Origin of the sequence: Streptomyces sp. BBFR25 (genome assembly GCF_044590125.1) — a bacterium.
Lineage (GTDB): Bacteria > Actinomycetota > Actinomycetes > Streptomycetales > Streptomycetaceae > Streptomyces > Streptomyces canus_D.
Genome location: NZ_CP172447.1, coordinates 3,936,374 through 3,960,570 on the forward strand (window position 1 = coordinate 3,936,374; position 24,197 = coordinate 3,960,570).

At 70.5% G+C, this 24,197-nt stretch carries 28 protein-coding genes and 1 pseudogene; 17 read left to right on the top strand and 12 right to left on the bottom strand.

Annotated elements, in window-relative coordinates; genetic code table 11:
• Positions 1–352 precede the first annotated feature (352 nt).
• On the top strand, positions 353–1,087 hold the full coding sequence (locus ACGH52_RS17765; protein WP_399940533.1) for a DUF461 domain-containing protein: 735 nt from the start codon (positions 353–355) through the stop codon (positions 1,085–1,087).
• Positions 1,088–1,230: 143 nt separating this feature from the next.
• On the opposite strand, the gene ACGH52_RS17770 is transcribed toward ACGH52_RS17765, so the two are convergent.
• Positions 1,231–1,911, bottom strand: a complete 681-nt coding sequence (locus tag ACGH52_RS17770; protein ID WP_076975481.1) for a response regulator transcription factor — start codon at positions 1,909–1,911, stop codon at positions 1,231–1,233.
• Complete coding sequence (locus tag ACGH52_RS17775; RefSeq protein WP_399940536.1) at positions 1,908–3,191, bottom strand: sensor histidine kinase; 1,284 nt, start codon at positions 3,189–3,191, stop codon at positions 1,908–1,910. Before ACGH52_RS17775 ends, ACGH52_RS17770 begins: the two co-directional genes overlap by 4 nt.
• A 214-nt stretch (positions 3,192–3,405) precedes the next feature.
• Here ACGH52_RS17775 and phoU point away from each other — a divergent pair, with 214 nt between their 5' ends.
• The 6 genes from phoU to ACGH52_RS17805 all read left to right on the top strand — a co-directional run bounded on the left by phoU (position 3,406) and on the right by ACGH52_RS17805 (position 7,599).
• Positions 3,406–4,095 (top strand): phosphate signaling complex protein PhoU, encoded by a 690-nt coding sequence (gene phoU, locus ACGH52_RS17780; protein WP_076975479.1) that lies wholly within the window; start codon positions 3,406–3,408, stop codon positions 4,093–4,095.
• A 188-nt stretch (positions 4,096–4,283) separates the two neighbouring features.
• A complete protein-coding gene (locus tag ACGH52_RS17785; protein ID WP_171987306.1) occupies positions 4,284–4,439 on the top strand; it encodes a hypothetical protein in 156 nt (51 codons plus the stop codon).
• Positions 4,440–4,543: 104 nt separating this feature from the next.
• Positions 4,544–4,792 (top strand): SCO4226 family nickel-binding protein, encoded by a 249-nt coding sequence (locus tag ACGH52_RS17790; protein ID WP_361464292.1) that lies wholly within the window; start codon positions 4,544–4,546, stop codon positions 4,790–4,792.
• A 171-nt stretch (positions 4,793–4,963) separates the two neighbouring features.
• Positions 4,964–5,335, top strand: a complete 372-nt coding sequence (locus tag ACGH52_RS17795; protein WP_399940541.1) for an SCO4225 family membrane protein — start codon at positions 4,964–4,966, stop codon at positions 5,333–5,335.
• Positions 5,336–5,392: 57 nt separating this feature from the next.
• Positions 5,393–6,658 carry a lanthionine synthetase LanC family protein gene (locus ACGH52_RS17800; protein ID WP_399940544.1) on the top strand — a complete coding sequence of 422 codons (1,266 nt, stop codon included), beginning with the start codon at positions 5,393–5,395 and terminating at the stop codon, positions 6,656–6,658.
• Between the two features lie 71 nt (positions 6,659–6,729).
• A complete protein-coding gene (locus ACGH52_RS17805; RefSeq protein ID WP_399940547.1) occupies positions 6,730–7,599 on the top strand; it encodes a GyrI-like domain-containing protein in 870 nt (289 codons plus the stop codon).
• Positions 7,600–7,623: 24 nt separating this feature from the next.
• On the opposite strand, the gene ACGH52_RS17810 is transcribed toward ACGH52_RS17805, so the two are convergent.
• On the bottom strand, positions 7,624–8,004 hold the full coding sequence (locus tag ACGH52_RS17810; RefSeq protein WP_121700933.1) for a VOC family protein: 381 nt from the start codon (positions 8,002–8,004) through the stop codon (positions 7,624–7,626).
• 244 nt (positions 8,005–8,248) lie between these two features.
• Here ACGH52_RS17810 and ACGH52_RS17815 point away from each other — a divergent pair, with 244 nt between their 5' ends.
• Genes ACGH52_RS17815 through ACGH52_RS17825 form a run of 3 tightly spaced genes read left to right on the top strand, consistent with a single transcriptional unit; the run spans position 8,249 to position 9,643 of the window.
• Positions 8,249–8,647 carry a signal peptidase I gene (locus ACGH52_RS17815; RefSeq protein ID WP_399940551.1) on the top strand — a complete coding sequence of 133 codons (399 nt, stop codon included), beginning with the start codon at positions 8,249–8,251 and terminating at the stop codon, positions 8,645–8,647.
• Positions 8,648–8,701: 54 nt separating this feature from the next.
• On the top strand, positions 8,702–9,205 hold the full coding sequence (locus ACGH52_RS17820; protein WP_399940554.1) for a hypothetical protein: 504 nt from the start codon (positions 8,702–8,704) through the stop codon (positions 9,203–9,205).
• A gap of 33 nt (positions 9,206–9,238) precedes the next feature.
• Complete coding sequence (locus ACGH52_RS17825; RefSeq protein WP_399940557.1) at positions 9,239–9,643, top strand: VOC family protein; 405 nt, start codon at positions 9,239–9,241, stop codon at positions 9,641–9,643.
• A gap of 10 nt (positions 9,644–9,653) precedes the next feature.
• On the opposite strand, the gene ACGH52_RS17830 is transcribed toward ACGH52_RS17825, so the two are convergent.
• Entirely contained in the window at positions 9,654–10,271 is a 618-nt protein-coding gene (locus tag ACGH52_RS17830; RefSeq protein WP_399940560.1) for a hypothetical protein, read from the bottom strand.
• An 88-nt stretch (positions 10,272–10,359) separates the two neighbouring features.
• Entirely contained in the window at positions 10,360–11,961 is a 1,602-nt protein-coding gene (locus tag ACGH52_RS17835) for a restriction endonuclease (RefSeq protein WP_399940562.1), read from the bottom strand.
• Positions 11,962–12,159: 198 nt separating this feature from the next.
• On the opposite strand from ACGH52_RS17835, the gene ACGH52_RS17840 reads away from it, so the two are divergent.
• Positions 12,160–12,615 carry a DUF5958 family protein gene (locus ACGH52_RS17840; RefSeq protein ID WP_399940565.1) on the top strand — a complete coding sequence of 152 codons (456 nt, stop codon included), beginning with the start codon at positions 12,160–12,162 and terminating at the stop codon, positions 12,613–12,615.
• Here ACGH52_RS17840 and ACGH52_RS17845 read toward each other — a convergent pair.
• Together ACGH52_RS17845 and ACGH52_RS17850 are read right to left on the bottom strand one after the other, a co-directional pair.
• A complete protein-coding gene (locus ACGH52_RS17845; protein ID WP_399940568.1) occupies positions 12,597–13,076 on the bottom strand; it encodes a DUF4259 domain-containing protein in 480 nt (159 codons plus the stop codon). The genes ACGH52_RS17840 and ACGH52_RS17845 overlap by 19 nt on opposite strands.
• Positions 13,077–13,208: 132 nt before the next feature.
• Entirely contained in the window at positions 13,209–13,967 is a 759-nt protein-coding gene (locus ACGH52_RS17850; protein WP_399940571.1) for a GntR family transcriptional regulator, read from the bottom strand.
• Between the two features lie 323 nt (positions 13,968–14,290).
• Here ACGH52_RS17850 and ACGH52_RS17855 point away from each other — a divergent pair, with 323 nt between their 5' ends.
• Positions 14,291–14,734, top strand: a complete 444-nt coding sequence (locus ACGH52_RS17855) for an ATP-binding protein (RefSeq protein WP_399940574.1) — start codon at positions 14,291–14,293, stop codon at positions 14,732–14,734.
• Positions 14,735–14,969: 235 nt separating this feature from the next.
• Here ACGH52_RS17855 and ACGH52_RS17860 read toward each other — a convergent pair whose 3' ends face one another.
• Complete coding sequence (locus tag ACGH52_RS17860) at positions 14,970–15,203, bottom strand: YozE family protein (protein WP_399940577.1); 234 nt, start codon at positions 15,201–15,203, stop codon at positions 14,970–14,972.
• 88 nt (positions 15,204–15,291) lie between these two features.
• Between ACGH52_RS17860 and ACGH52_RS17865 the strand changes: the two are divergent.
• A pseudogene (locus tag ACGH52_RS17865) lies at positions 15,292–16,050 on the top strand (tyrosine-type recombinase/integrase); the annotation flags it as partial.
• Between the two features lie 78 nt (positions 16,051–16,128).
• Here the strand turns inward: ACGH52_RS17865 and ACGH52_RS17870 are convergent.
• Complete coding sequence (locus ACGH52_RS17870; RefSeq protein WP_076975464.1) at positions 16,129–16,890, bottom strand: phosphoglyceromutase; 762 nt, start codon at positions 16,888–16,890, stop codon at positions 16,129–16,131.
• Between the two features lie 177 nt (positions 16,891–17,067).
• On the opposite strand from ACGH52_RS17870, the gene ACGH52_RS17875 reads away from it, so the two are divergent.
• Entirely contained in the window at positions 17,068–18,360 is a 1,293-nt protein-coding gene (locus tag ACGH52_RS17875; RefSeq protein WP_399940580.1) for an MDR family MFS transporter, read from the top strand.
• A 13-nt stretch (positions 18,361–18,373) separates the two neighbouring features.
• On the opposite strand, the gene ACGH52_RS17880 is transcribed toward ACGH52_RS17875, so the two are convergent.
• Complete coding sequence (locus ACGH52_RS17880) at positions 18,374–18,832, bottom strand: DUF2000 domain-containing protein (protein ID WP_210977532.1); 459 nt, start codon at positions 18,830–18,832, stop codon at positions 18,374–18,376.
• A gap of 49 nt (positions 18,833–18,881) precedes the next feature.
• Between ACGH52_RS17880 and ACGH52_RS17885 the strand changes: the two genes are divergently transcribed.
• Complete coding sequence (locus ACGH52_RS17885) at positions 18,882–19,709, top strand: AraC family transcriptional regulator (protein ID WP_076975461.1); 828 nt, start codon at positions 18,882–18,884, stop codon at positions 19,707–19,709.
• 17 nt (positions 19,710–19,726) lie between these two features.
• Here ACGH52_RS17885 and ACGH52_RS17890 read toward each other — a convergent pair whose 3' ends face one another.
• Positions 19,727–20,236 (bottom strand): YbjN domain-containing protein, encoded by a 510-nt coding sequence (locus tag ACGH52_RS17890; RefSeq protein WP_076975460.1) that lies wholly within the window; start codon positions 20,234–20,236, stop codon positions 19,727–19,729.
• The gene (gene mshA, locus ACGH52_RS17895; protein ID WP_399940584.1) at positions 20,229–21,602 is read right to left on the bottom strand and encodes a D-inositol-3-phosphate glycosyltransferase; all 1,374 of its coding nucleotides are present in this window, start codon (positions 21,600–21,602) and stop codon (positions 20,229–20,231) included. Before mshA ends, ACGH52_RS17890 begins: the two co-directional genes overlap by 8 nt.
• A 280-nt stretch (positions 21,603–21,882) precedes the next feature.
• Here mshA and ACGH52_RS17900 point away from each other — a divergent pair, with 280 nt between their 5' ends.
• Positions 21,883–22,698, top strand: a complete 816-nt coding sequence (locus ACGH52_RS17900; RefSeq protein ID WP_121703748.1) for a class I SAM-dependent methyltransferase — start codon at positions 21,883–21,885, stop codon at positions 22,696–22,698.
• A 221-nt stretch (positions 22,699–22,919) separates the two neighbouring features.
• Positions 22,920–24,056, top strand: a complete 1,137-nt coding sequence (locus ACGH52_RS17905) for an NlpC/P60 family protein (RefSeq protein WP_399940587.1) — start codon at positions 22,920–22,922, stop codon at positions 24,054–24,056.
• Positions 24,057–24,197 lie beyond the last annotated feature (141 nt).

Here is a 24,197-nt window from a genome sequence, read left to right on the forward strand (position 1 = left end):
GTGGCCGTGGCGGGGTTCCGGACGAATCCGGAATTGATCACGAGGCGCTCCGACCGGCCCGCCGGTGATCAATTCCGGGCCGCCCGCGCATTCCTTCACGGAAATTTCGCGCACCGGTCCGCGACCTGTATGGCGGAGTGCTTCATAGCTGAATGTCGGACGAGTACGAGCCGCTAAACGACCCGTCGCGGCACCCGGGGCCTACCGCCTGCCGAGCGAAGCGGGAGGTCTTCGGGGAGGGTCGGGTGCGGCGGCCCGAGAACGGCTCGGTAGCCTGAGGCCGCTGACAGCTACTTAGGGCGGCTTTATCCGTTGCCGCCACCCCGCTCGAGTCCAAGGAGTTGCCGCCGCCGTGAGCAGCAGCCTTCGACGCGGTGCCCTCGCCGCCGCCGCCATCGCGTTCTCGATCGCCTCGCTCGCCGCGTGCGGCGCCGGTCACAACGCCCAGTCGCTGGAGATCAAGCCGGACAACGCCGCGACGTCCGTGGGTGACATCAAGATCCAGAACGCGATCGTCATCACCCAGCCCGACCTGGAGTCGACCGGCCCGGCCGTGGTCTCCGCCACCCTGTTCAACGGTGGCGACAAGGACCAGAAGCTCGAGTCGATCACCGTGGCCGGAACCGACAAGTCCGCCGAGCTGAAGCCCGCCAAGGGCGAGAAGGGCGACCTGACCGTCCCGGCCGGCGGCTCCCTGATCCTCGGCGGCAAGGACAACGCCGCCGCCGTCCTGCCCAGCAGCCGCGAGGCGATCCGGGACGGCAACGCGCAGAAGATCACCTTCACCTTCAGCGAGACCGGCGCCGTGAGCCTGCGCGCGTTCGTCGTCCCCGCCGAGAGCTACTTCTCCGAGTGGGGCCCGAGCGAGACCCCGGCGGCCCCGGGCGCCTCCGCGCAGCCCTCCGGGGACGCCTCCGCGCAGACCTCGGGCGAGCCCGCCGACGGGGAGTCCTCGGGCGCTCCGGCGGACGGCGAGACGGCCCCCGGCACGGGCGAGTCCGCCGGCGAGGGGAACGGGACCGGAACGGAGACCGACGGCACCTCCCAGGAGTCCGGCACGGGCACCGGCACCGAAGCCGGCCACTGAGCGCCGTACCGCATCGACGCACCGCCGCACGACCGAAGGGCGGGACCTCTCCGTGAGGTCCCGCCCTTCGGCGTGTCCGGCGACCGGCCCGGCCGCGCGGCCGGTGGCTGCGCGGCCGGTGGCTGCGCGGCCGGTGGGCCGGCCTACGGCTCGAACTTGTAGCCCAGCCCGCGCACCGTCACCAGGTACCGCGGCGCGCCCGGGTCGGGCTCGATCTTGGCGCGCAGCCGCTTGACGTGGACGTCGAGGGTCTTGGTGTCACCGACGTAGTCGGCGCCCCAGACCCGGTCGATCAGCTGCATGCGGGTCAGCACGCGGCCGGCGTTGCGCAGCAGCATCTCCAGCAGGTCGAACTCCTTCAGCGGCAGGTCGACCTTGGTGCCGCCGACGGTCACCACGTGCCGGTCCACGTCCATGCGGACGGGCCCGGCCTCCAGGGCGGCGGGAGCGACCTCCTCCGGCTCGCCGCGGCGGCGCAGTACGGCGCGGATGCGGGCGACCAGCTCGCGGGAGGAGAAGGGCTTGGTGACGTAGTCGTCGGCCCCTATCTCCAGCCCGACGACCTTGTCGATCTCGCTGTCCTTGGCGGTCACCATGATCACGGGAACGTTGGAGCGGCCGCGCAGCTGGCGGCAGACCTCGGTGCCCGGCAGGCCGGGCAGCATCAGGTCGAGGAGCACGAGGTCGGCGCCGTTGCGCTCGAACTCGTCGAGTCCGTCGGGGCCGGTGGCCGCGATGGCGACCTCGAAGCCCTCCTTGCGGAGCATGTACGACAGGGCGTCGGAGAAGGACTCCTCGTCCTCGACGACGAGCACACGGGTCACGGAAGGACCTCCGGGGCGGGAAACGTTTCGTACGCGGATGTATGGGGGGAATGGGGGGATGATGCGGGCGACCGCTCAATCTCGTCGCTGAGTCCGGCGCGGTCGGACCGCCGCTGCGCGCGGTCGCGGGCGAGGCCCGCCTCCGGCAGTCGCAGGGTGAAGGTGGAGCCCTGGCCTTCGGCGCTCCACACCGTGACCTCCCCGCCGTGCGAGGCGACCACGTGCTTGACGATCGCGAGACCCAGGCCGGTGCCCCCGGTGGCCCGTGAGCGGGCCGGGTCGACGCGGTAGAAGCGCTCGAAGACGCGCTCCTTGTCCTTCTCCGAGATGCCGATGCCCTGGTCGGTCACGGCGATCTCGATCAGGTCGCCGCCGGGCGCGGCGACGCGGCGGGCCGCTATGCCGACGCGGGTGCGGGCCGGCGAGTAGTTGACGGCGTTCTCGACGAGGTTGCCGAGTGCCGCGGCGAGCTGGCCCCGGTTGCCCCGCACGTGCAGATCCGCCGTACCTCCGGCGGCCATGGTGATCTGCTTCGTACCGGCGGCCTGCCGGCAGCGGTCGATGGCCTCGGCGACCAGCTCGTCCACCCGGACGGGCTCGGCGTCGTCGAGGGGGTCGTCGTTCTGGACCCTGGAGAGGTCGATGAGTTCCTGTACGAGGTTGGTGAGCCGGGTCGCCTCGATCTGCATCCGCCCGGCGAACCGCTCCACGGCCTCCGGGTCGTCGGAGGCGTCCATCACGGCCTCGGACAGCAGCGAGAGCGCCCCCACCGGCGTCTTCAGCTCGTGGCTCACATTGGCGACGAAGTCGCGCCGTACGGCCTCGATGCGGCGGGCCTCGGTGAGGTCCTCGACCAGCAGCAGCACCAGCCGCGACCCGAGGGGCGCGACGCGGGCGGAGACGGCGAGGGCCTCCCCCCGCCCGCTCCCCCGGCGGGGCAGGTCCAGCTCGACCTGCCGTATCTCTCCGTCCCGTCGGGTGTCCCTGGCCATCTGCAGCATCGGCTCGACGGCGAGCTTGCCGCCCCGGACCAGGCCGAGGGCGTACGCCGCCGAGCTGGCCTTGACCACCGCGTCGGCCTCGTCGAGGACGACCGCGGAGGAGCGCAGTACGGACAGGACGGTGTCGACTCCGGGCGGCAGCACGGGGTCCGTGTGGAGCGAGGTGCGGGTGGGGCGCTTCTGCTCCCGCTCGCTCCAGCGGAACGCCAGCACGGCGATGACGCCGGTGAGTACTCCGGCGATCGCTGCCGCTGCGGCGACCGCCGCGTTCACGTCCATGTCTCCAGGTTAGGCACGCCGAACCGTCCCGCCCCAGCCATCGGGGTGCGACCTCGAACACTCGTCGCCCAGAGTTCACCTTGGAGCCAGGGACGGTTCATTTGGGGTGCCGGAAACGGACGCGTACAGGCCGGAACGTGTAAGCGTGGGGGCACGGCGAGGGGCGCGAACCGGTCTGCGAGCCCCCGAACACCACGTACGAGAGGGAATCCTGATGCGGGACGCGTACCACGAGGAACTTGATTCGATCGGTGACGGTCTGGTGGAGATGGCCCGGCTGGTCGGGTCGGCCATCGGACGCGCCACGACCGCGATCCTCGACTCCGACCTGAAGCTGGCGGAGGCCGTCATCGAGGCGGACCAGAAGGTCGACGACCTCCAGCACGAGCTGGAGGCCCGGGCGATAACCCTGCTGGCCCGGCAGCAGCCGGTGGCGACGGACCTGCGCATCGTCGTCACCTCGCTGCGGATGTCGGCCGACCTGGAGCGCTCGGGCGACCTGGCCCAGCACGTGGCCAAGCTGGCCCGGCTGCGCTACCCGGAGCGCGCGGTGCCGCACGACCTGCACGCCACCATCCTGGAGATGGGCCAGCTCGCGCAGCGCCTGATGGCGAAGGCCGCCGAGGTGATCATCACCAAGGACGTCGACCTGGCCCTCCAGCTGGAGCAGGACGACGACGAGATGGACCTCCTGCACCGCACCCTCTTCCAGCACCTGATGGACGACCGCTGGAAGCACGGCATCGAGACGGCGGTCGACGTCACCCTCCTGGGCCGCTACTACGAGCGCTTCGCCGACCACGCGGTCTCGGTCGCCAAGCGGGTGGTCTACCTGGTCACCGGCGAGCACGCGGACGACCTCCAGTCGGACATCCAGCCGGCGACACAGGTCGAGGGGGCCTGAGGGGTTGAGGGTCTCAGGGGTCTCAGGGTCTCAGGGGTCTGAGGGGCTGAGGGGCCGAGTCCCGCGCGCGTCAACGGCGCGTTGGGGCGCGGGTTCGCTTCCGTGCGCCGTTGATGCGACGGCCGTTCGGGCGTGCAATGGAGCCACCCACCCGGGTCCCAGGCAGGCACCCGCTTCCAGGAGGAACCATGGCCGATTCCCCCAGCACGAAGCCCGACCCCACACAGGAGCGTCCCACCGAGCAGCCCACCGAGATCCGCAGCCTCCCGCTGATCGCCGCCTGCGGCTGCGGCTCGGGCTGCGGCTGCGGCTGCCAGTCGGGCAGCCCCTGCCAATGCGGCTGACGCGGTAACGGCAGGCGGTGAACAGTGGTGTGACGGCCGGGTTCGCCCCGGCCGTCACACGGGCGCACCCTGGAAGAAAGACCCTGAAGGGGGTGCGAGGCACCATGGCTCATTTCATGGACGTACACCGTGGGATGCACGGCATCACCTCGGACCAGCTGCACCAGGCCCACCAGGCCGACCTCTCCCTGGAGAAGGACGAGAACGTCCACTTCGAACGGGCGTGGGCGGACCCGGCCTCCGGCACGGTCTACTGCCTCTCCGAGGGGCCGTCGGCCGACGCGGTCCAGCGCGTGCACGAACGCGCGGGCCACAAGGCGGACGAGATCCACGAAGTCCCCCTGTCGGCGTAAGTCGGGCAGAGCTGCCTCAGAGGGCTTGCCGGGCTTTTCGGCAGGTATCGCGTCCCGCGACTTGAGTACGGGTACTCAGGTCCCGGCCCCGCTCCCGTCCGACCCTGGAGACAGGAAGCCGGACGCCTGGAAGCCGGACGAAGACGACGAGCACGGGGAGCCCGACACCCGATGACGAAGACGACGAAGACCACCCGCACCAGCCGCATACGCATCCTGGCCGGCCTGACCGTCACCAACCGAATCTCGGCGGCCTACCTCGTCCTGGTCGGCGGCGCGATGGCCGTCGCAGCGGCGCAGCCCCTCGTCGCGCCCGGCCCCGACGCGTCCCTCGTCTGGGTCTGGCCCGCCCTGTTCACCTTCCCTGCCTTCGGCTTCGTGGCCTGGCTCGGCGAGGCGGGCTGGGGCGGCGAGGCCCCGACGTGGTTCCTCCTGGGCGGCATCGTGCTCTCGGCACTGGTCCAGTCGCTGGCCCTGGGGACGGTGTGGCGGACGCTGCGGGGACGCCGGAGCGACCGCGGCCACCTGACGACGGCGAGCTGACCCCGCCGCCACCGGGGGCCCGTCGGCCGGACCGGGCCCGGGTGCGAGAGTGACCCCATGACGGCACCAGGAACCACGGTCGTGGCGGTCGACGAGGTCGAGGACATCGCGGTGGACGGGCTGCGATGGCTGACGGCGACGGCGCGGGAGACCCCCGACGGCGGCCTCGCCTGGCCGACCGCACCGTCGGAGAACGCCGTCGAGCCGATGCTCTACGACGGCACGGCGGGCATCGTCCCCGTACTCCTGGAGGCGTGGCGCCACTTCGGCGAGGACGCGTACGCCGACACCGCCCTGCGCGCGGCCCGCGACCTGACCGCCCGCGTCGACGACCTGGACGACGACTCCCTGTACTTCGGCCGCACCGGACTGGCCCTGGTCCTGCGGTCCGTCCACGACGCACTGGGCGACACGGCCGCGGACGAGGCCGCGGACCGCGCCCTGCGCCTCGTCCGCGCCCGCTTCGACGGCACCCGCTGGGGCAGGCTGTTCGAGCTGATGGGCGGCAACGCCGGCATCGGCCTGGGCGCCCTCCTGTGCGGCGACCCCGACCTGGCCGTCCTGGCCGTGGAGCCGTACCTGCGTACGGCGGAGCGGACCGCGAACGGCGTCCACTGGCCCCACCGCCCGGACACCGACTCCCGCCTGCACCACGTCTCGCACGGCACCCTCGGCATCGCCCTGGCCCTCGCCCGGATCGGCGGGGCCACCGGCCGCGGGGACCTGCTCGACCTGGCGCTGTCCGCCGCGGCCGACGTCGTGGCCCGGGACTCCGCGGGCCCCGACGGCTTCCTGGCCCCGCACTCCACCCCGCAGTACCTCCCGGACCTGATCGACCCGGTCAGCTACGGCTGGTGCCACGGCCCCTCCGGCGACGCCCAGCTCTTCCGCACCCTGCGGGACGTCACCGCCGACCCCGCCTGGACCGCCCTGGCCGACCGCTGCTGGCACACGGTCACCCGCTCCGGTGTCCCCCGGCGGCTGCGCCCCGGCTTCTGGGACAACAACGGCCGCTGCTGCGGCACCGCGGGCGTCCTGGCCCTGGCCTGCGACCGGATCGCCGAGCAGCGGGACGCGTCCGACTTCGCCGACGTCCTCGCCACCGACCTGGCCACCCGCGCGACCCGGGACCGCGAGGGCGCCCGCTGGTCCAACGTCGACTTCCGGTCCACCCCGTCCGGCCTCGAGCCCCGGCCCGGCTGGGCGATGGGCAACGCGGGCATCGTCCGCGAGCTGCTCCGCTACGTACGCCTGGCCCGCGGCGGCGACCCCGGGTACGCCTTCACCTGGCCGGACCAGCCCCCGGCGTCGCCGCCCGCCTGACCGCACCGGACCGCAGCGATCGGGCGCCGCGGAGGCGCCCCCTGCGACGGTGGATGCCGAAGGGAGGCCTCATGATCTCGGCACTGAACCGCCTGGTCGACCTGGTCGAGGAGCACCTCGGCGAGGAACCGGACGTCCCCGCGCTGGCCGCGACGCTCGGCACGACCGAGTACCACCTGCGCCGGATGTTCTCGTCGCTGGCGGGCATGCCGCTGTCGGAGTACGTCCGGCGGCGCCGTATGACCGTCGCCGCCGCCGACGTCGTACGGGGCGGGGACGACCTGCTGGGCATCGCCGTGCGCTACGGATACGGCTCCACGGAGGCGTTCGGACGCGCGTTCCGGTCGGTGCACGGCGCCGCCCCGCGCGACGTACGCCGTGACGGGGGCCCCCTTCGGACACAGCCGCAGCTCAGGTTCCGCCTGACCGTCGAAGGGAGCACCCCCATGGACACCCGCTTCACCGACCGCCCCGCGTTCCGTCTGATCGGCCACGCGACCCGCGTCCCGCTCATCCACGAGGGCGTCAACCCGCACATCCAGCAGCACATCGCCTCCCTCCCCCAGGAGGCCCACGCCCGCCTGAAGTCCCTCGGCGACACGGACCCGTCGGGCCTGCTCCAGGTCAGCGACGACCTGGCCCAGGACAGCGCGGAGGGCACCGAACTGACCTACCTCCACGGCGTCGCGGTCACCGCCGAGACCCCGGCGCCCGACGACCTCGACGCCATCGAGGTACCGGCCGGCACGTGGGCGGTCTTCCGCAGCTCGGGCCCCTACCCGGACGCCCTCCAGACCACCTGGGCGGCCACCGCGTCCGAGTGGTTCCCCTCCAACCCGTGGCGCCTGCGCCCCGGCCCGTCGATCGTCTCCGTCCTGGACCGGGCGGCCGACTTCACGACGGCGACGACGGAACTGTGGCTCCCGGTGGAACCGGCCTGAGTTTCTGCATGCTCGGAGGGGACTTCAGAGGGGCCCGAGCCGGGCCTTGAGCAGACAGAACTCATTGCCCTCGGGATCGGCGAGGACGTGCCACGACTCCTCGCCGGTCTGCCCGATGTCGGCTCGGCGCGCCCCGAGCTTCAGCAGGCGCTCCAGCTCGGCGTCCTGGTCCCGGTCGGTGGCGTTCACGTCGATGTGCAGCCGGGACTTGCCGGGCTCCGGCTCGTCCCGGCGACTGAGGATGATCGTCGGCTGCGGCCCGCCGAACCCCTCCCGCGGCCCGATCTCGAAGAACTCGTTCCCCTCACGATCCAGCACGACGAAGTCCAGCACCTCACACCAGAACCGCGCCAGCGCCTCGGGGTCGCGACAACCGAGCACAAGCTCACTGATCCGACACGCCATGACCGAAAACCTGCTCTCATCACGGGAAGCACGGGTACGAACGCGCTGGTGACCGTACCTGGTGGGGCGGACGGGGGCGAAGGGTTTTCACGCAGACACGGACCTGCCTCGCAGCAGCCTGCGCTGCGCCCCACCTCGCGGACATTACGACTGACCAGCATGCGCAAGGTCGGCCACAAGCTGATGAGGAAGCCGCGGTGCAGGTCCCGAGTCCCCACACAGCGGAGTGCTAGCTTCCGGAGCCATGACGGACAGCGTGTACGTGGGCAACGCGGGCAAGGACGCGGCACTGGACCGGGGCTGGCTGCTGGGGCACTTCAAGGACGCCTCCGACCCCCGGCACAGCGAGGACGTGGAGATCAAGTGGGGCGTCCACCCGAAGGGCGACGAGCGAGCCCACTGGGTCACCGGCGAGGACCGCACCGCCTTGCAGGTCCTGATCAGCGGACGCTTCCGGGTGGAGTTCCCCGGCCGCAGTGTCGTCCTCGCCGAGCAGGGCGACTACGTCGTGTGGGGCAGGGGCGTCGACCACTCCTGGTACGCGGAGGAGGAGTCCGTCGTCCTGACGGTGCGGTGGCCGTCGGTGCCCGGGTACGCGGTCGCCGACCGGGACGACCCCGACCGCCCGCAGCCCACCGGTTAGTGGCACCACCCGCACCCCCCCCCAGCTGTCAGTGCGACGTGGCACTGTGCCGCCATGACGACGCCGACAGAACTCACCCTCTTCGCCGACTACTTCCAGATCCACGTCTGCGACGCGGAGGGGGACGGTGACCTGAGCGACGCATGGACGAAGCAGGCCATTGCCGATCACCTGGCGGTGGCCGAGGATGCGCTGGGCATCGGCACGGTGGTCAACGTGAACGTGGCGGTCACGGTCGTCGTCCTGCCTCAGGAGCCGAGTGACGACAGTTCGGCGTTCGATCACGTCGTCGAGGCCGGCCTGCACGTGCCGTCGGGGCGCCTGATGGTCATGGGCTGCACGGACTACGGCCCGGACGCGCCCACGTTCGAGGTCGCGTCCGGCTGGAACCGGGTCCGCGTGTCCCAGAGCAACCTGGCTCGGGCGGCCCAGGCCGACATCGACTCCGACGAGAGCCCGGAGACCACCGAGAAGATCCGTATCCAGGTGTGGGCGGCCCCCGAGCGTCCAGCCACGGTCATCAAGCGGTGGCACCACCCGGCCGTTACGGCCCCATAGGCTGAGCCCCCGCCCACACCACCCGGGGGAGACATGACCAGTAGATTCACGGAGTTGGTCGTCGACTGCCACGACCCCGAGCGCCTCGCCGCCTTCTGGTGCGCGGTGCTGGACTTCCGGGTGATCGACCGGAGCGAGGGCAAGGTCGAGATCGGCTCCTGGGAGCCGACGGTCGAGGAGGTCCGGGCCCGCCAGATGCCGCCGACCCTCGTCTTCATCCAGGTCGCCGAGGGCAAGACGGTGAAGAACCGCCTCCACCTGGACGTCAGCCCCATCGACGCCACCACGGAGGACGAAGCGGCCCGACTCCTCGCCCTCGGCGCCACCAAGGTCGACGTGGGCCAGGGCTCGGGCCGCAGCTGGGTGGTCATGGCCGACCCGGAGGGCAACGAGTTCGACGTCGTACGCACCTTGGCACCATCCGCCCCGGCTGCCTGATCCGCCCCGCTCACCGCGGCCGGTACGAGAGCACGGGATCAGCCCAGCCCCCCATCCGGCGAGAGATCCCGAAGTGCCGAGGAAGCCACCAGCGCCGCTTGGCGTGCTCCGGCGCGACCGCGGACCACTGGGGCCCGGCCAGATCCTCCACACCCCACCACGTCTTGACGGCCTTGTCACCGCTCAGCTTCAACAGCGGCCAACGCGGCAGGTGCAGCCCACTGAAGAACATGGAGACGTCGTCCCCGCACTTGGTGGTGTAGAAGTACCGCTCGACGTCCGTGTAGCTCGCTCCCAGGCCGCAACTCAAGCCCATGGTCCCGCCGAGCCACGTGAGCGCCAGCCTTCCCCCCGCCGGAATCGACGGCACGAGCACCGGGTTGTACCAAACCTCGCCACTGAGCCCGCGCTTGAGGCCGGTCTTCTCCGCCTGAGCGACCACGATGTTGGTCGCAGGCCCCGTCCCCACGTTGACGAGCCACCACCTCGGCCCATCGGAGCCGCCCTGCCCGCTCTCCCACATGAACTGCAACACAGGCATGTGGGACCGCCGACTGGACGCATACGCGACCCCCAACGACCCCAGCGAAACAAGCACGGCGAGCACGGAGATCAGAACGCCCAGCATCACCCCTCCAACGGCCCGACGCGCTGCAGCCTCTCCCTACCCGTCCCCCACGGCCGAACACCACGGCCGAGACGACGCGACGGTGGCCTCAGCGTGAGGGGCGCCTCTTCGGGGGAACCGGGCCAGGGATCACATCCTTGCCGAGGTGTTCCTTGATCAGATACTTGAGTTCCGGCCCTTCGATGAGCTGGAGCCGGCCATGTTGACGGGCGAAGTCGTGGCTGGCCCTGCCGAACCACGATGTGGTGATCAGGACCCCCTTGGCAGCACGCTTGTGCTCGACCACTCCGGCGAGCGCCTGGACGGACTCAACACCCACGAGCTTGCTGTAGCGCTTCGCCTGAATGATGCACTCACCGTTGAAGACGGGGTCCTTGCTGACGGCCACCGCGTCAACGCCCTCGTCTTTGGACGCCTGGGTGTTCCAGGCCTCCATGCCGATCGCCTCGAACAGTTGGCGAATCAAGTGCTCGAACTCGGTGGGTGTCAGCTTCACCAGCACGGGCCTGCTGTCCAGACCGGCGACTACATCCATGCTGTCCATGAGCCGGTACTTCGACAGGTCGAACTCGACGATGGGGCGGATCGGTTCGAGATCGTAAGGGTTGGGAGATACCAGGGCGTTAAGCCCTCTGAGGCACTGCGCTGGATCCACCTGACTGAGACGAAGCTTGCCGAACTGCTCCCTGCTGGCGCTGAGCGTCACGAGACAGGGTGAGACCTCCTGACCGGTAGCCCGGTCGATGGTTTTCACGTGGCCGTTCAGGATCACGCCATTGACAACCCGGTCCGGATCACTCGTCAGGACCTCGTGCACTGTCCGCAGAGCGACTTGCGCCAGGACGGAGGCGTAGATCTCCTTGCGCTCCTTCTCCGGCCGAGGCAGCACGGTCGTCTCGTCTCGGTTCTTCACGTACCGGTAGCCCCTCGCGGTGGGAACGATCGCCTCAGGAGGCAGATGGATCTCGACGAGTACGTCACCGGTGGCGGGACGAAAGGCGATTCGATGCTCGTGCGGGAATCCCATGGGATACACCGACGCATCGAGAACAGCCCCTAGATGAGCCTCGACCGCCGCGGGCTCCCCGGCCCTGTACGCCTCGCGTTCCTCGTCCAGCTTCGCGTTGAAGGCCGCCACCTCGTCAAGGGCCTGTGCTTCGGCCTGGCGATGCTCGGAACGCTTCCGCTCCAGCGTTGCCAGCCGCTTCTCTTCGGCCCGCTTGTGGCGACCCTGGGCCTCGCCGAACCGCACACGCGCCTCGGCAACCTCAGCCTCATAGCGCTTCCTGCCAAGACCCAGGACAGCAGCCAGACCACCGGGCTCCGGTGGCGCGAACTCCTCCCAGCGCGGGGACGGCTCCGGACGAGACCAAGGACGCTCGTCCAACTTTCTCGGCGTGTGCGTCCTCCTCCGGCCCTCAAAGGTCGTAGGCGGATCCCCGACCAGCGCGTCACGGAGCAACTGCCCCAGCTGCTCGACCTCGTGCTCGACCCCGATCGTGCGCACCCGCGCCTGCTCGGCCTGCTGCTCCTGATACGCAGCCTTCCGCTCGCGCTCCTGCCGCTTGCCGGCCGTTTCAGCGGCTTTGCGTTCCCGCTCCGCCTGCCGTGCCCGTTGCTCATGGGCCCGTCGCAACGCCTGCTGCTGCCGCTGATAGTCGTTGCCTCGCCCGCTGCCTCGTTGCGCCACCGGGTTATCCCTCCCCTGGCCTACTCCCCCACAGGGCTGCATTCCCCTTCACCCCGCAGAACCATGCAGAGGCGGGGACGTCACCTCGGACGGACCGCACAGTGCGTCGTTGAGTCAGGTCGCCTGTACCTCAACCGAGCACGGCCAGCCACGATCACGGATTTGCCGATGTGACTGTGCCATCAGGAACACTTAACCGTGCTGCTCACGGGCGGTCGTGGGCGTACCGTCGGGCTGAACCATGGCGGTGGAAAGCCTGTGCTGCACGCGCATGAGGTGATCCTGAATGAACTCGCGCAGGGGCTCAGACCCACCGCCGAGGGTGTCGAATGGTTCGAGGGGCTCCCGGAGGGTGATCAACGCAAGGTCCTGCACGCACTAGTGCTGTTCTGCGGGCAGGCCCGCGCCCGCCAGGAGGATGTACCGGACAGCATCACGCGTTCCAGGGTCCGCCCCACCCACACGCCGGCGGTGATGCTCACGAAGTGGCGCTTCGGCATGGAGTTCCTTCCCACTTACGAACTCGTCAAGGCCTTTCGCCTGCTTGTCGCGCTCTTCAGCATTGCGGACGCCCGCAGGCGGAGGCTGTACTGCGCTAGGGGATGCAGTCACGCGTGGCACAACCTTCCGACTCCTTACCGGAACGGAGCCTGAGGTGTCTTCTGGCCCTGGATACTGCCGGGCTTCTCGGGCAGCTGGAAGTTTGCAGGAGGCACCGGATCGAGTGGCTGGCGCAGCTGGCCAATGCTTCGTTCCCAGGCTCTGCCGCCCTCGGACTCCTTCCACAACTCGGCGAGCTCGGATTCGTCTGCGAGGACCCGGTCCAGCGACTTGACGGCCAACGACCTGAGGTCCGCGGGCAGGGTCGGAATCGGCTCTTCAGGGCCGTACGAAAGGCTGGCCAACTCAATACCAGAGCATTGGGCGGCCACCAGGGAGGCAGCCGCTACTGCTTCCTCGGCTTCGGGGCCCTCCAGGTAGTCCTTGCTGTCGGCAGCGCGCATGAGAGCCCTGCGGATGAGAGTTTCACGCTCCAGCATGTCGGCGTCGTCCAGATCGTTTGCAAAATCCGCAGCCGTGTCGTTGTCGAACGGATGGGTGTCCCATGTGCCCATGACTCCCCCACTCAGTCGGTTGACCGGGATCTTCGCACTGGCCACTGACACCGGCACATCAGCATGGGAACTGAGGCACCCTCATACCTGATCGAGAGCAGGTTACGGGCAACAGAAGCAAGACCAACTGGTTCACGCGTCGAAGTCGTACTCCAGGATGTATGAGGCGGCGTCGAGCGTCATCTCGTTGATCTCGACGGGGCGGCCCTCGGCCGTGAACGCGGTGCGGCAGACGAGGATGACCGGGGTGCCCGCGGACATGGCCAGCTGGGTCGCCTCATCCTGCGACGGCATGCGGGAGCGGACCTCTTCGCGGAAGTGCACCGGTTCGTAGCCGAGTTCGGCGAGCCGGGCGTAGGTCCCACCGGGCCCGGTTTCCTCCTGCGTGATCGCCGACCCGGCGACCAGGGACGCGGGAAGGTAACTCGTCGCGAGCAGGACGGGCTTGCCGTCCAGGACGAAGCGGCGGCGCCGCACGCACACCGTCTCCTCCTCGGCCAGGTCCAGGACCGCGGCGACGTTGTCGGGCGCGGCTTCCTCGGACACCGTGACCTGGTCCACGTCGAGTGAGCGGTTCTCGATGTCGGTCGACCAGATGGACCGGCCGTTGCCCCACTGCTGCTGGGCCAGACGTTGGATGCCCCGACGACGGAGCGGCCGGAACTCCCTGACGAACACGCCGGCGCCCTTGCGCGCCTCGGCGACGCCTTCGTCCCTGAGGACGCTCAAGGCTTGCCGGGCCGTCATGCGGGCCACGCCATGCGCGGCCATGAGGTCGTTCTCCCCCGGGAGTCGATCACCGGGACCGTACTCGCCCGACCGGATCGCTTCGCGCAGCGTGTCCGCGATCCGCTGGTACTTGGGCCGTCGGTCGTCTCCGGCGTTGGCCATCCCGTGGGCCTCCTCTCCTTCTCTAGACACCTTAGGCCACAGGTTGGGGCCTCGCTCGCTGCGAGTAGCGCCGGGACCTCCAAGGGCGCCTTCGCGACGGAGACTTGACGTCTCTAGAGATGTTGGCCACAGTACCTGTCTAGAGATGTCGCGATGACTGTCTGAATGAGGGGTGCTGTATGCCGTCGTACGGGATCAGGCCTTCGGCTGCCGTGGAGTCAGCGGAGAAGGAGAAGACGTCGCCTCGAAAGCCCATCAGCACGGACAGAGGGAAGCGGTATCACCCCCCTTGCGGCCTCAGCAGCAGCGGGGAGTGAGCACGGGTGTCTTACGCGATCGACCGTTATCCGTGTGAGGAGTCGCCGCGCCTCGGCGCGATGACTCTGCATCCCGTCGCCGAGTCCGTGCCCCGGGCCCGGCGCTGGTTCCGGAAGTTCCTCACTCCCTACCAGCCGATCCGTTCGGTCGACGACTGTGTCCTGCTGCTCTCGGAGCTGGTGACCAACGCCGTCGTCCACGGCAAGTCGGACGCGCCCTGGCTCGTCCGGGTGGAGTGGTTCCGCCTGGGAACCTCGCTCCGAGTCGAGGTGCACAATCCAGGTCTCCCGAAGAACGTGCGGCTGAGGTGTCCCGACGCCAGCGACGCACACGGGCGTGGCCTCCTGCTGGTCGACTCCATCGCCGACTCGTGGCACTCCGGTCCCAGCCGCTTCGGCGGAACGGTGGTCGCCTTCACGATGGCCGAGGCCTGGCCGCCGTCTTCCTGATACGACGGACGGGCGCACCAGAAAGCCCTCGCCCCCGCGATGCAGCCGCAGGGACGGAGGGCTTACTGGCGTGGGCCCACTTCTTCTTGACCTGGGTTTCGACCGCCCGCATTCTGGCCCTGGTCGACGGGGGCTGCACCGCAGCTGACCTGTGATCTGGCGGTTGTTGGTGGTCGTTGTCTGTCGTTGCTTGTTGACCTCGGAGGTTCCAGACAGGTTCCGGCTTCCTGGCTGCTCAGGTATCTGTCTGAGCAGCCAGGTACGCCTCGTATTGGGACCAGGCACGTTCGAGCGTCTCGATAGCCGCGTCGATGGCGCCGCGCTCTTCGAGGTAATCAAGCTGACCCTGCCTTCCCTTGTGCGAGGGCCAGTCGGGGTCATGGGAGACGTCGCGCGCCAGATCTCCAATGGCAGTGCGGTGATCGGCGTGGGTCTTCAACCATGCAGTGAAGGTCTTCGGCTTGGGCATAGCAGCATCCTTCCGCCACCCTGTCCGCGCTAACCCGCCCGCTTGTCGCTTGTCTTGTCGCTTGTCGGCTCGCAGGTCAGAGCGTCAGGCGTGCCCAGAGGACGGATGCCTACGCCGGAACCCCTGCAACTCGCACACGGTGACCCCGCCAGCCATCCGTGCGCGCCGTGTCGGTCTCTGGGAGCCTGAGCGCGTCTTCGCCATGCGCGCCGCGATGGTCGAACGCTTCCGGCCCATGGTCGACGTCGGCGCAGGGTGCGGCCTACGGCAGGGCGGGATCCTCGGCCTGCCCGTCGATGACATCGACTTCGAGAACGGCACCGTGCACGTGGTGCAACAACTCAAGCTGAGCTTGAGCAAGGCCGTGTTCGCGCCCCCGAAGGGCGGCAATCTCCGTGACGTGCCTCTGCCCGATCCTGTGGCGGAGGCTCTACAGGAGCACATCCAGCGGTTCCCGCCTGTGGAGATCAAGCTCCCTTGGATGCGAGCGAACGGCCGGCCTGTGACACGGCGACTGATCTTCACGGGCCCCAACGGCGGGCACGTCTGGCGCACGTCGCTGAACGAAGACCATTGGAAGCCCGTGCTCGCCAAGGCCGGGGTCATCCCCAAGGCCAAGAGCCGGGAGCACGCCGCCGCGCGCGAGCACGGCATGCACGCCCTCCGGCACTTTTACGCGTCCGTGCTCTTGGACGCAGGGGAGAGCATCAAGGCGCTTGCCGAGTACCTCGGGCACTCCGATCCGGGGCTGACGCTCAAGGTCTACGCGCACCTCCTGCCGAGCAGTCGGGACCGAGCCCGGAAGGCACTCGGCAAGGCACTCCGGCATCAAGATCACACGGGCTGAGGTTCCAGGGAGGTTCCAGGGCACGAAAATGCCTCCCATCCGCGCCGTTTGCGCAGGTGGGAGGCATGATCACCAACTCTACTTCTTCTTGCCCTGATTCTTAACCGCCTCGATCGCCGCCGCCGCCGCGTCCGGGTCCAGGTACGTGCCGCCGGGGTTCAGCGGCTTGAACTCGGCGTCGAGTTCGTAGGACAGCGGGATGCCCGTCGGGATGTTCAGGCCCGCGATGTCGGCGTCCGAGATGCCGTCGAGGTGCTTGACCAGGGCGCGCAGCGAGTTGCCGTGGGCGGCGACCAGGACCGTGCGGCCGGTGAGGAGGTCGGGGACGATGTTGTCGAACCAGTACGGGAGCATGCGGCCGACGACGTCCTTCAGGCACTCCGTCTGCGGGCGCAGCTCCGGCGGGAGCATCGCGTAGCGCGCGTCGGAGAACTGGGAGTACTCGGCGTCGCGGTCCAGCGCGGGCGGCGGGGTGTCGTAGGAGCGGCGCCACAGCATGAACTGCTCCTCGCCGAACTCCGCGAGCGTCTGGGCCTTGTCCTTGCCCTGGAGGGCGCCGTAGTGGCGCTCGTTCAGGCGCCAGTGGCGGTGGACCGGGATCCAGTGGCGGTCGGCGGCCTCCAGCGCGAGCTGGGCCGTGCGGATCGCGCGCTTCTGGACGGACGTGTGGACCACGTCGGGCAGCAGGCCGGCGTCCTTGAGCAGCTCGCCGCCGCGCGTCGCCTCCTTCTCGCCCTTCGGAGTGAGGTTGACGTCCACCCAGCCGGTGAACAGGTTCTTCTCGTTCCACTCGCTCTCGCCGTGGCGGAGGAGGATCAGCTTGTACGGTGCGTCGGCCATGCTTCCGAGCCTAATCGACGCCCCTCACCGGCCGCGCGGGGCGCCCGAAGCGCGGACGGTTGACGGGAAGTGTTAATTGAATGGCCGTCCGGGCCGACCCCCTCGTAAGTTGTGCTCGCCGCGTCAGCCGCTTACAGCCACAGCCAGCAGCCAGCCACAGCCACCTCGGGGGAAGCCATGTCAGTCGCCGGACTCACCGGACTCAGACGTGCCGCACGCGAAACCGTCTCCGGGCTCCCCCGCGAGTTCTGGTGGCTGTGGACCAGCACCCTGGTCAACCGGCTCGGTGCCTTCGTCGCCACCTTCATGGCGCTGTACCTCACCATCGACCGCGGCTACTCCGCCTCGTACGCCGGTCTGGTCGCCGCCCTGCACGGGCTCGGCGGGGTCATCTCCTCGCTGGGCGCCGGGGTGATGACCGACCGGCTGGGGCGGCGGCCGACGCTGCTCGTCGCGCAGGCCTCCACGGCCGTGTCCGTCGCGCTGCTCGGTTTCATGCGGGACCCGGTGGCCATCGCCGCCGTCGCCTTCCTGGTCGGCATGGCGAGCAACGCCTCCCGCCCCGCGGTGCAGGCGATGATGGCGGACATCGTGCGGCCCGAGGACCGTATCCGGGCGTTCTCGCTCAACTACTGGGCGATCAACCTCGGCTTCGCGATCTCCTCCATGGCGGCCGGGTTCATCGCCGAGGTCAGCTATCTCGCCGGGTTCCTGATCGAGGCCGGGATGACGCTCGTCTGCGCCGTCCTGGTCTTCGTGAAGCTGCCCGAGTCGCGGCCCGAGGAGGAGAAGACCGCCGACGTCCCGGGCGGCAAGGAACCGGCCGTCTCCCTGTTCACCGTGCTGCGCGACGGGCGGTACATGAGCGTCGTGGGGCTGTCCTTCCTCGTCGCCGTGATCTTCCAGCAGGGGTATCTGGGGCTGCCCGTCGCGATGGGCGAGGCCGGGTTCACGCCCGCGGACTTCGGGCTGGCCATCGCCGTCAACGGCGTCCTGATCGTCGTCCTGCAGATTCCCGTCACGCGGTTCATCGAGCACCGCGATCCACGGCTGCTGCTCGTCGGCTCGTCGCTGCTGGCCGGGTACGGCTTCGGGCTCACCGCCTTCGCCGGGTCGGTCGGCGTCTTCGCCCTCACCGTGTGCGTGTGGACGCTGGCCGAGATCGTCAACGCGCCGACCCAGACCGGACTCGTCGTCCGCCTCTCCCCCGTGCACGGGCGCGGGCGCTACCAGGGCATGTACACCATGTCCTGGTCGGTCGCCGCCCTCGTCGCCCCGCTGATGTCCGGGTTCGTCATCGACCGCTGGGGCGCCGAGTGGCTGTGGGGCGTCTGCGCCGTCGTCGGCACGGTGGCGGCGGCCGGGTACTGGTGGCTCATGCGGGGCCTGCCGGACGACCGCGACGAGACACCGGTGGCCCAGGAGGCGTCCGCCGCCCCCGCGCCCCGGGTCGACACCAGCGCCGTCTGATCCCCCTCCCTGCTCACGGGTGCATCCGCGCCCCCTTCAGCACCTTGTCCACCGCGTTCTTCGGGCCGTACACCGCGAGGCCCACCAGGTCCAGGTCGGTCGTCGCCACGGCCCGTACCGCCGCCCGGTTGTCGCGGTCGTTGCCCGTGGTGAAGAGGTCGGACGTGAAGAGGGCGCGGGGCAGGGCGCGCGACAGCGCACGCGCGTGGGCGGTGGTCAGGGTCTCCTTCGTGCCCTCGAAGACCAGCACCGGCTGGCGGAACATCGGCAGGTAGCCGACGGCGTCCGCGTCCTCGTACGGCTCCCCGATCACCTCGGGGAACTGCTTGCCCAGGCCGCTGACCAGGAAGGCCGTGACGTTGAGGCGCTGCCAGGTCTCCAGGTCCTCGCGCAGCAGTACGGCGATCTTGGTGTCGAAGCGGACGGGGGTCTCGGGCCCGGGAGTCTCCGGGGCTGCGTCGTGCGTGCTCATACGGTGAGACTGCCGACCCGCGCCCCGCCCGGTCTTGTACGTTTTTTGCATGGGTGGCCGGCGCAACGACCAGGGGAAGAACCAGCGGAACGTCTCCGCCTGGCGCCCCCGCGTCCCGGGCGTCGTCGAGGTCTTCCACGCCCACTACACCGAGTACGCCTATCCGATGCACGTCCACGACGCCTGGACGCTGCTGATCGTCGACGACGGCGCCGTACGGTACGACCTGGACCGGCACGAGCACGGCACCCCGCACGACACGGTGTCGCTGCTGCCGCCGCACGTGCCGCACAACGGCTCCCCGGCGACCCCGGACGGCTTCCGCAAGCGTGTCCTGTACCTGGACGCCTCCCGGCTGGGCGACGAGCTGATCGGACCGGCCGTGGACGCGCCCGACCTGCGTGATCCGGTGCTGCGGCGGCGGGTCGGGCAGCTGCACGCCGCGCTCGCGCTGCCCGGTGACGAGTTGGAGGCGGAGAGCCGGCTGACGCTGATCGGCGAGCGGCTGCACACCCATCTGCGCCCCAGGGACGACGGGGACCCCGCGCGCCGGGACCCCGTGCTCGCCCGGCGGCTGCGGGAGCTGCTCGACGAGCGGGTCGTCCCGGGGATCGGGCTGGAGGAGGCCGCCTCACTCGTGCCCGCCCATCCGGCGCATCTGGTACGGGCGTTCAGCGGCGCCTACGGCATCGCGCCGCACCAGTACCTGATGTCCCGCCGGGTCGACCGGGCCCGGCGGCTGCTGCTCGCCGGACGGTCCCCGGCGGACGTGGCCGGTGCCACCGGTTTCTACGACCAGGCCCATCTGACCCGGCACTTCAAGCGGTTGGTGGGGGTCACGCCGGGGCGGTACCGGACGAGTGGCGCCCGCGGCTGAGCCGGTCCGGGGCGGGATCAGTCGCCGGAGCGGGGGCGCTCGATCAGGTGCTGGAACGCCTCCAGGTTCCGCGTCGACTCGCCGCGCGAGGTCCGCCACTCGTACTCCTTGCGGATGGCGGAGGCGAAGCCCAGCTCCAGCAGGGTGTTGAAGGCGCCGTCGGCGGCTTCGAGGACCTGGCCGAGGAGGCGGTCGATCTCGTCGGGGGTGACGGCGGCGAGGGGGAGTTTCGCGGTGACGTAGATGTCGCCGAGGCGGTCGACGGCGTAACCGATGCCGTAGAGCTTGAGGTTGCGTTCCAGCAGCCAGCGGTGGACGGCCGGTTCGTTCTCGTCGGGGTGGCGGATGACGAAGGCGTTGAGGGAGAGGGAGTGCCGGCCGAGGAGGAGGGAGACGGTCGTCGACAGCTTGCGGGTGCCGGGGAGCTTGACGACGTAGTTGCCGGGTTCGGGGCTCTCCCACTCCAGGTCGGCGTCCTTGAGCGCCCCCTCGAGGACCTGTGCTGCCTTGTCCGGTGCCTCAGCCATGGTGCGAGCGTACGCGACGGCGGTGCGACTGGATCGCGGCCGTGTAGACGTCGGCGGTGGCGGCGGCGGCGCTGTCCCAGCCGAAGGACTGGGCGTGCCGGGCGGCGGCGTTGCCCATGCGGGGCGTCAGCTCGGGGTGGTCGGCGAAATCGCGCAGTACGCGCGCGTACGCGGCGGGATCGTGGCCGTGGACGAGGCGGCCGGTGTGTCCGTCGCGCACCGCGACCGGGAGCCCGCCCACCGCGGCGGCGAGCACCGGCGTGCCGGCCGCCTGGGCCTCTATGGCGACCAGGCCGAAGGACTCGCTGTAGGACGGCATGACCAGCACGGACGCGGCCCGGAACCAGTCGGCGAGCTGTTCCTGGTCGACGGGCGGGCGGAAGCGTACGACGTCGGCGATGCCGAGCCGCGCGGCAAGCTTCTGCAGCCCCTCCGGCTTGGCGAGGCCGCTGCCGCTGGGCCCGCCGACGACGGGGACGACGATGCGGGAGCGCAGCTCGGGGCGTTCGTCGAGGAGGACGGCGACGGCGCGCAGCAGGACGTCCGGCGCCTTCAGGGGCTGTATGCGGCCCGCGAAGAGCGGGATAAGCGCGTCCTGGGGCAGGCCGAGGCGGGCGCGGGCGGCGGCGCGGGCGTTCCCGTGCTGTCCCGGGCCGGGTACGGAGCCCTTGGGGAAGGGGCGGAACCGGTCGAGGTTCACGCCGGGGTGGACGACGGCGACCTTGTCGGGGTCGGCGGCGTAGTGGCGGACGAGTTCGTCGGCCTCCTCGGCCGTGTTGGCGATCAGCCGGTCGGAGGCGGAGACGATCTGGGTCTCGCCGATGACGCGGGCGGCCGGTTCGGGTGTGTCGCCGTCGGCCAGGTTGGCGTTCTTGACCTTGGCCATGGTGTGCATGGCGTGCACCAGGGGCGCGCCCCAGCGCTGGGCGGCGAGCCAGCCGACGTGCCCGGAGAGCCAGTAGTGGGAGTGCACGAGGTCGTAGTGGCCGGGGCGGTGACCGGCCCAGGCCTGCATCACGCCGTGGGTGAAGGCGCAGAGCTGGGCGGGCAGGTCCTCCTTGGCCAGTCCCTCGTAGGGTCCCGCGTCGACGTGCCGGACGAGGACGCCGGGGGCGAGTTCGACGGCGGGCGGGACGGCGGCGGTGGTGGCCCGCGTGAAGATCTCGACCTCGATGTTGATCTCGGCGAGGCGCTGCGCCAGCTCCACGATGTAGACGTTCATGCCGCCGGCGTCGCCGGTGCCGGGCTGGTGGAGCGGTGAGGTGTGCACGGACAGCATGGCGACGCGGCGGGGTCTGCGCAGCAGCCGGAGCCGCGGGGATGCCACCGGTGAGCGACGCCCGAGCCTGCTGACGTACTGGCTCACGAGCCGTTCCTCCTCGCTGCGGGCATGCCGGTCGGAGGACCTGGATTGCCCTCCAAGGAGTGGGAACACCGAACGGGCGGTGCTCCATTCCGCTTTTCCGGCCTTTGCCGAATCATTACCGCCGATCGCTCAACCGTTCGAGGGCCGGCCGGGTCCCGCATCGAGGCCGGTGACGACGGGGCCCCGCCGCGGTGTGCGGGTACCACCGTCCCGCGGACGAATGCCGCACGACCGGGGCAGGCCCTCGGCCGGATTTCCTCGGCCGCATACCCTCGTAGTCATGCCACCCCGCGCCACCGCCACCCGTCCCGTGGGCACGGTCACGCGCGGGACGACGAATCCCAACCGGCTGCGCCGCATGGACCGCTGGATCGCGGCCGTGCACGGCGCCGAACTGCGCCGCGCCGCCGAACCCGTCGCCGTCGACCTCGGTTACGGCGCGGCCCCCTGGACCGCCGTCGAGCTGCTGCACCGCCTGCGCACGGTCGCGCCGCACGCGCGCGTGGTGGGCGTCGAGATCGACCCGGCTCGGGTGGCGGCGGCCCGGCCGTACGTCCGCGCGGGGCTCGATTTCCGGCACGGCGGCTTCGAGGTCCCCGTCTCCCGGCCGCCGCTGCTGATCCGCGCGGCGAACGTGCTGCGCCAGTACGACGAGGGCGAGGTGGCCGCCGTCTGGCGGCGGCTGTGCGCGCGGCTCGCGCCCGCGTCGGAGGGCTCGCGCGGCGGTCTCCTGGTCGAGGGGACGTGCGACGAGATCGGGCGCCGGCACGTGTGGGTGGCGCTCGGGCCCGAGGGACCGCGCACGGTCACCTTCGCGACCCGCCTCGGCTCGCTGGACCTCCCCTCCGACCTGGCCGAACGGCTGCCGAAGGCGCTCATCCACCGCAATGTCCCCGGCGAGCCCGTGCACGCCTTCCTGCGCGACTTCGACCGCGCCTGGGCCGCCGCCGCGCCCTACGCCTCCTACGGTGCCCGGCAGCGCTGGATGCGGGCCGTGCGGGATCTGACGGCCGACTGGCCGGTGACGGACGGGCCGGTGCGGTGGCGGCAGGGCGAAGTGACGGTGCGGTGGGAGGCGTTGGCGCCCCGCGCGTGAACCGGCGACGCCGACATGACGCGGGCGGACGCAGGCCGACGCAGGCCGACGCAGGCGCGGAACGATCTCCGTGCGGTGTTCGTCACACACCGAGGGAAGCAATCGCGAGGAAGCGGGAGGAAGGCGGGAGGAAGCACGACCTCTGTCGCTTTTCGCGTCGGCGTGGCACGATCCCCCGAGCGACCTATGTTACTGACGGTTAATCAGTTTGGGGGCGAGGTATGCGTACGGGGAAACGTGGCTTGACGACCGCTGCCGTGGCCGTGGTCTGCGCGGTCACCGTGCTGGCGGCACCGGGCACGGCGTTCGCGGACCCGGGCCCCTCGTCGTCGCCCTCACCGTCGGCGTCGCCCTCACCGTCGGCGTCGGCCGCCGCCCCGGCCGCCACTCCCGACAAGGACCTGGAAGCCGTACGCAAGAAGCTCGACGCGCTCTACCGCGCGGCGGCCGCGGCCACGGAGGAGTACAACGCCGCCGAGGAGAAGGCCGAGAAGCAGAACGCCCAGATCGTCGAGCTGGCCAAGAAGATCGTCAAGGGCCAGGAGAAGCTGGACGGGCTGAAGGACCGCGCCGGAGCCGCGGCCCGCGCCCAGTACCGCACCGGCGGCATGCCCGACGGGGCCAAGCTGGTCCTGAGCGACGACCCCGAGGACTTCCTCGACGGCACCGGCCGGGTGATCCAGGGCCAGCGCGCCACCAAGGGCCTGCTCGGCGAGCTGACCCGCGCCCAGGAGGACCTGAAGACCTATGCGGCGGACGCCTCCGCCCGCTTCAAGGAGCTGGAGGCGAACCGCAAGGCCAAGGCCACCTCGCAAAAGAAGATCGAGAAGCAGATCGCGGCGGCCGAGAAGCTGGAGTCCGAGCTGGCGAAGGAGGAGAAGGAGCGCCTCGCCCGGCTGGAGAAGGAGGCGCAGGCCAGGGCCCAGACCGCCTGGCTCGACTCCGGCATCCTCAAGGACCTCGACACCGAGGCGACCGAGCGGGGCCGCAAGGCCGTCGAGTACGCCACCGCCCAGATCGGCAAGCCGTACCAGTGGGGCGCCGAGGGCCCGAAGTCCTACGACTGCTCCGGTCTGACCTCGCAGGCCTGGGTGTCGGCCGGGCAGACGATCCCCCGCACCTCGCAGCAGCAGTGGAAGCAGCTCAAGCGCGTCGACGTCGAGGACATGCGCCCCGGCGACCTGATCATCTACTTCGACGACGCCAGCCACGTCGGCATGTACGTCGGCGACGGCTCCGTCGTGCACGCTCCGCGCCCCGGGCGTTCGATCACCATCGCGGGCGCGGGCTCGATGCCGATCCTCGGCGTGGTCCGGCCGGACACGGCCCCGGCGCAGGCGTCCTCCCCCAAGGGGTGACGCGGGCCACGCACCCGCGCCGGGCGCGTGAGGCGGGCCACGTGACCCAGTCCACGCCCGGCGCCCCGCCCCGCGTGACGTTCGTCATCCCGGGCCCCCGGGCGAGGTGTCCAACTGCGGGGGATTACGCGGCATATGACG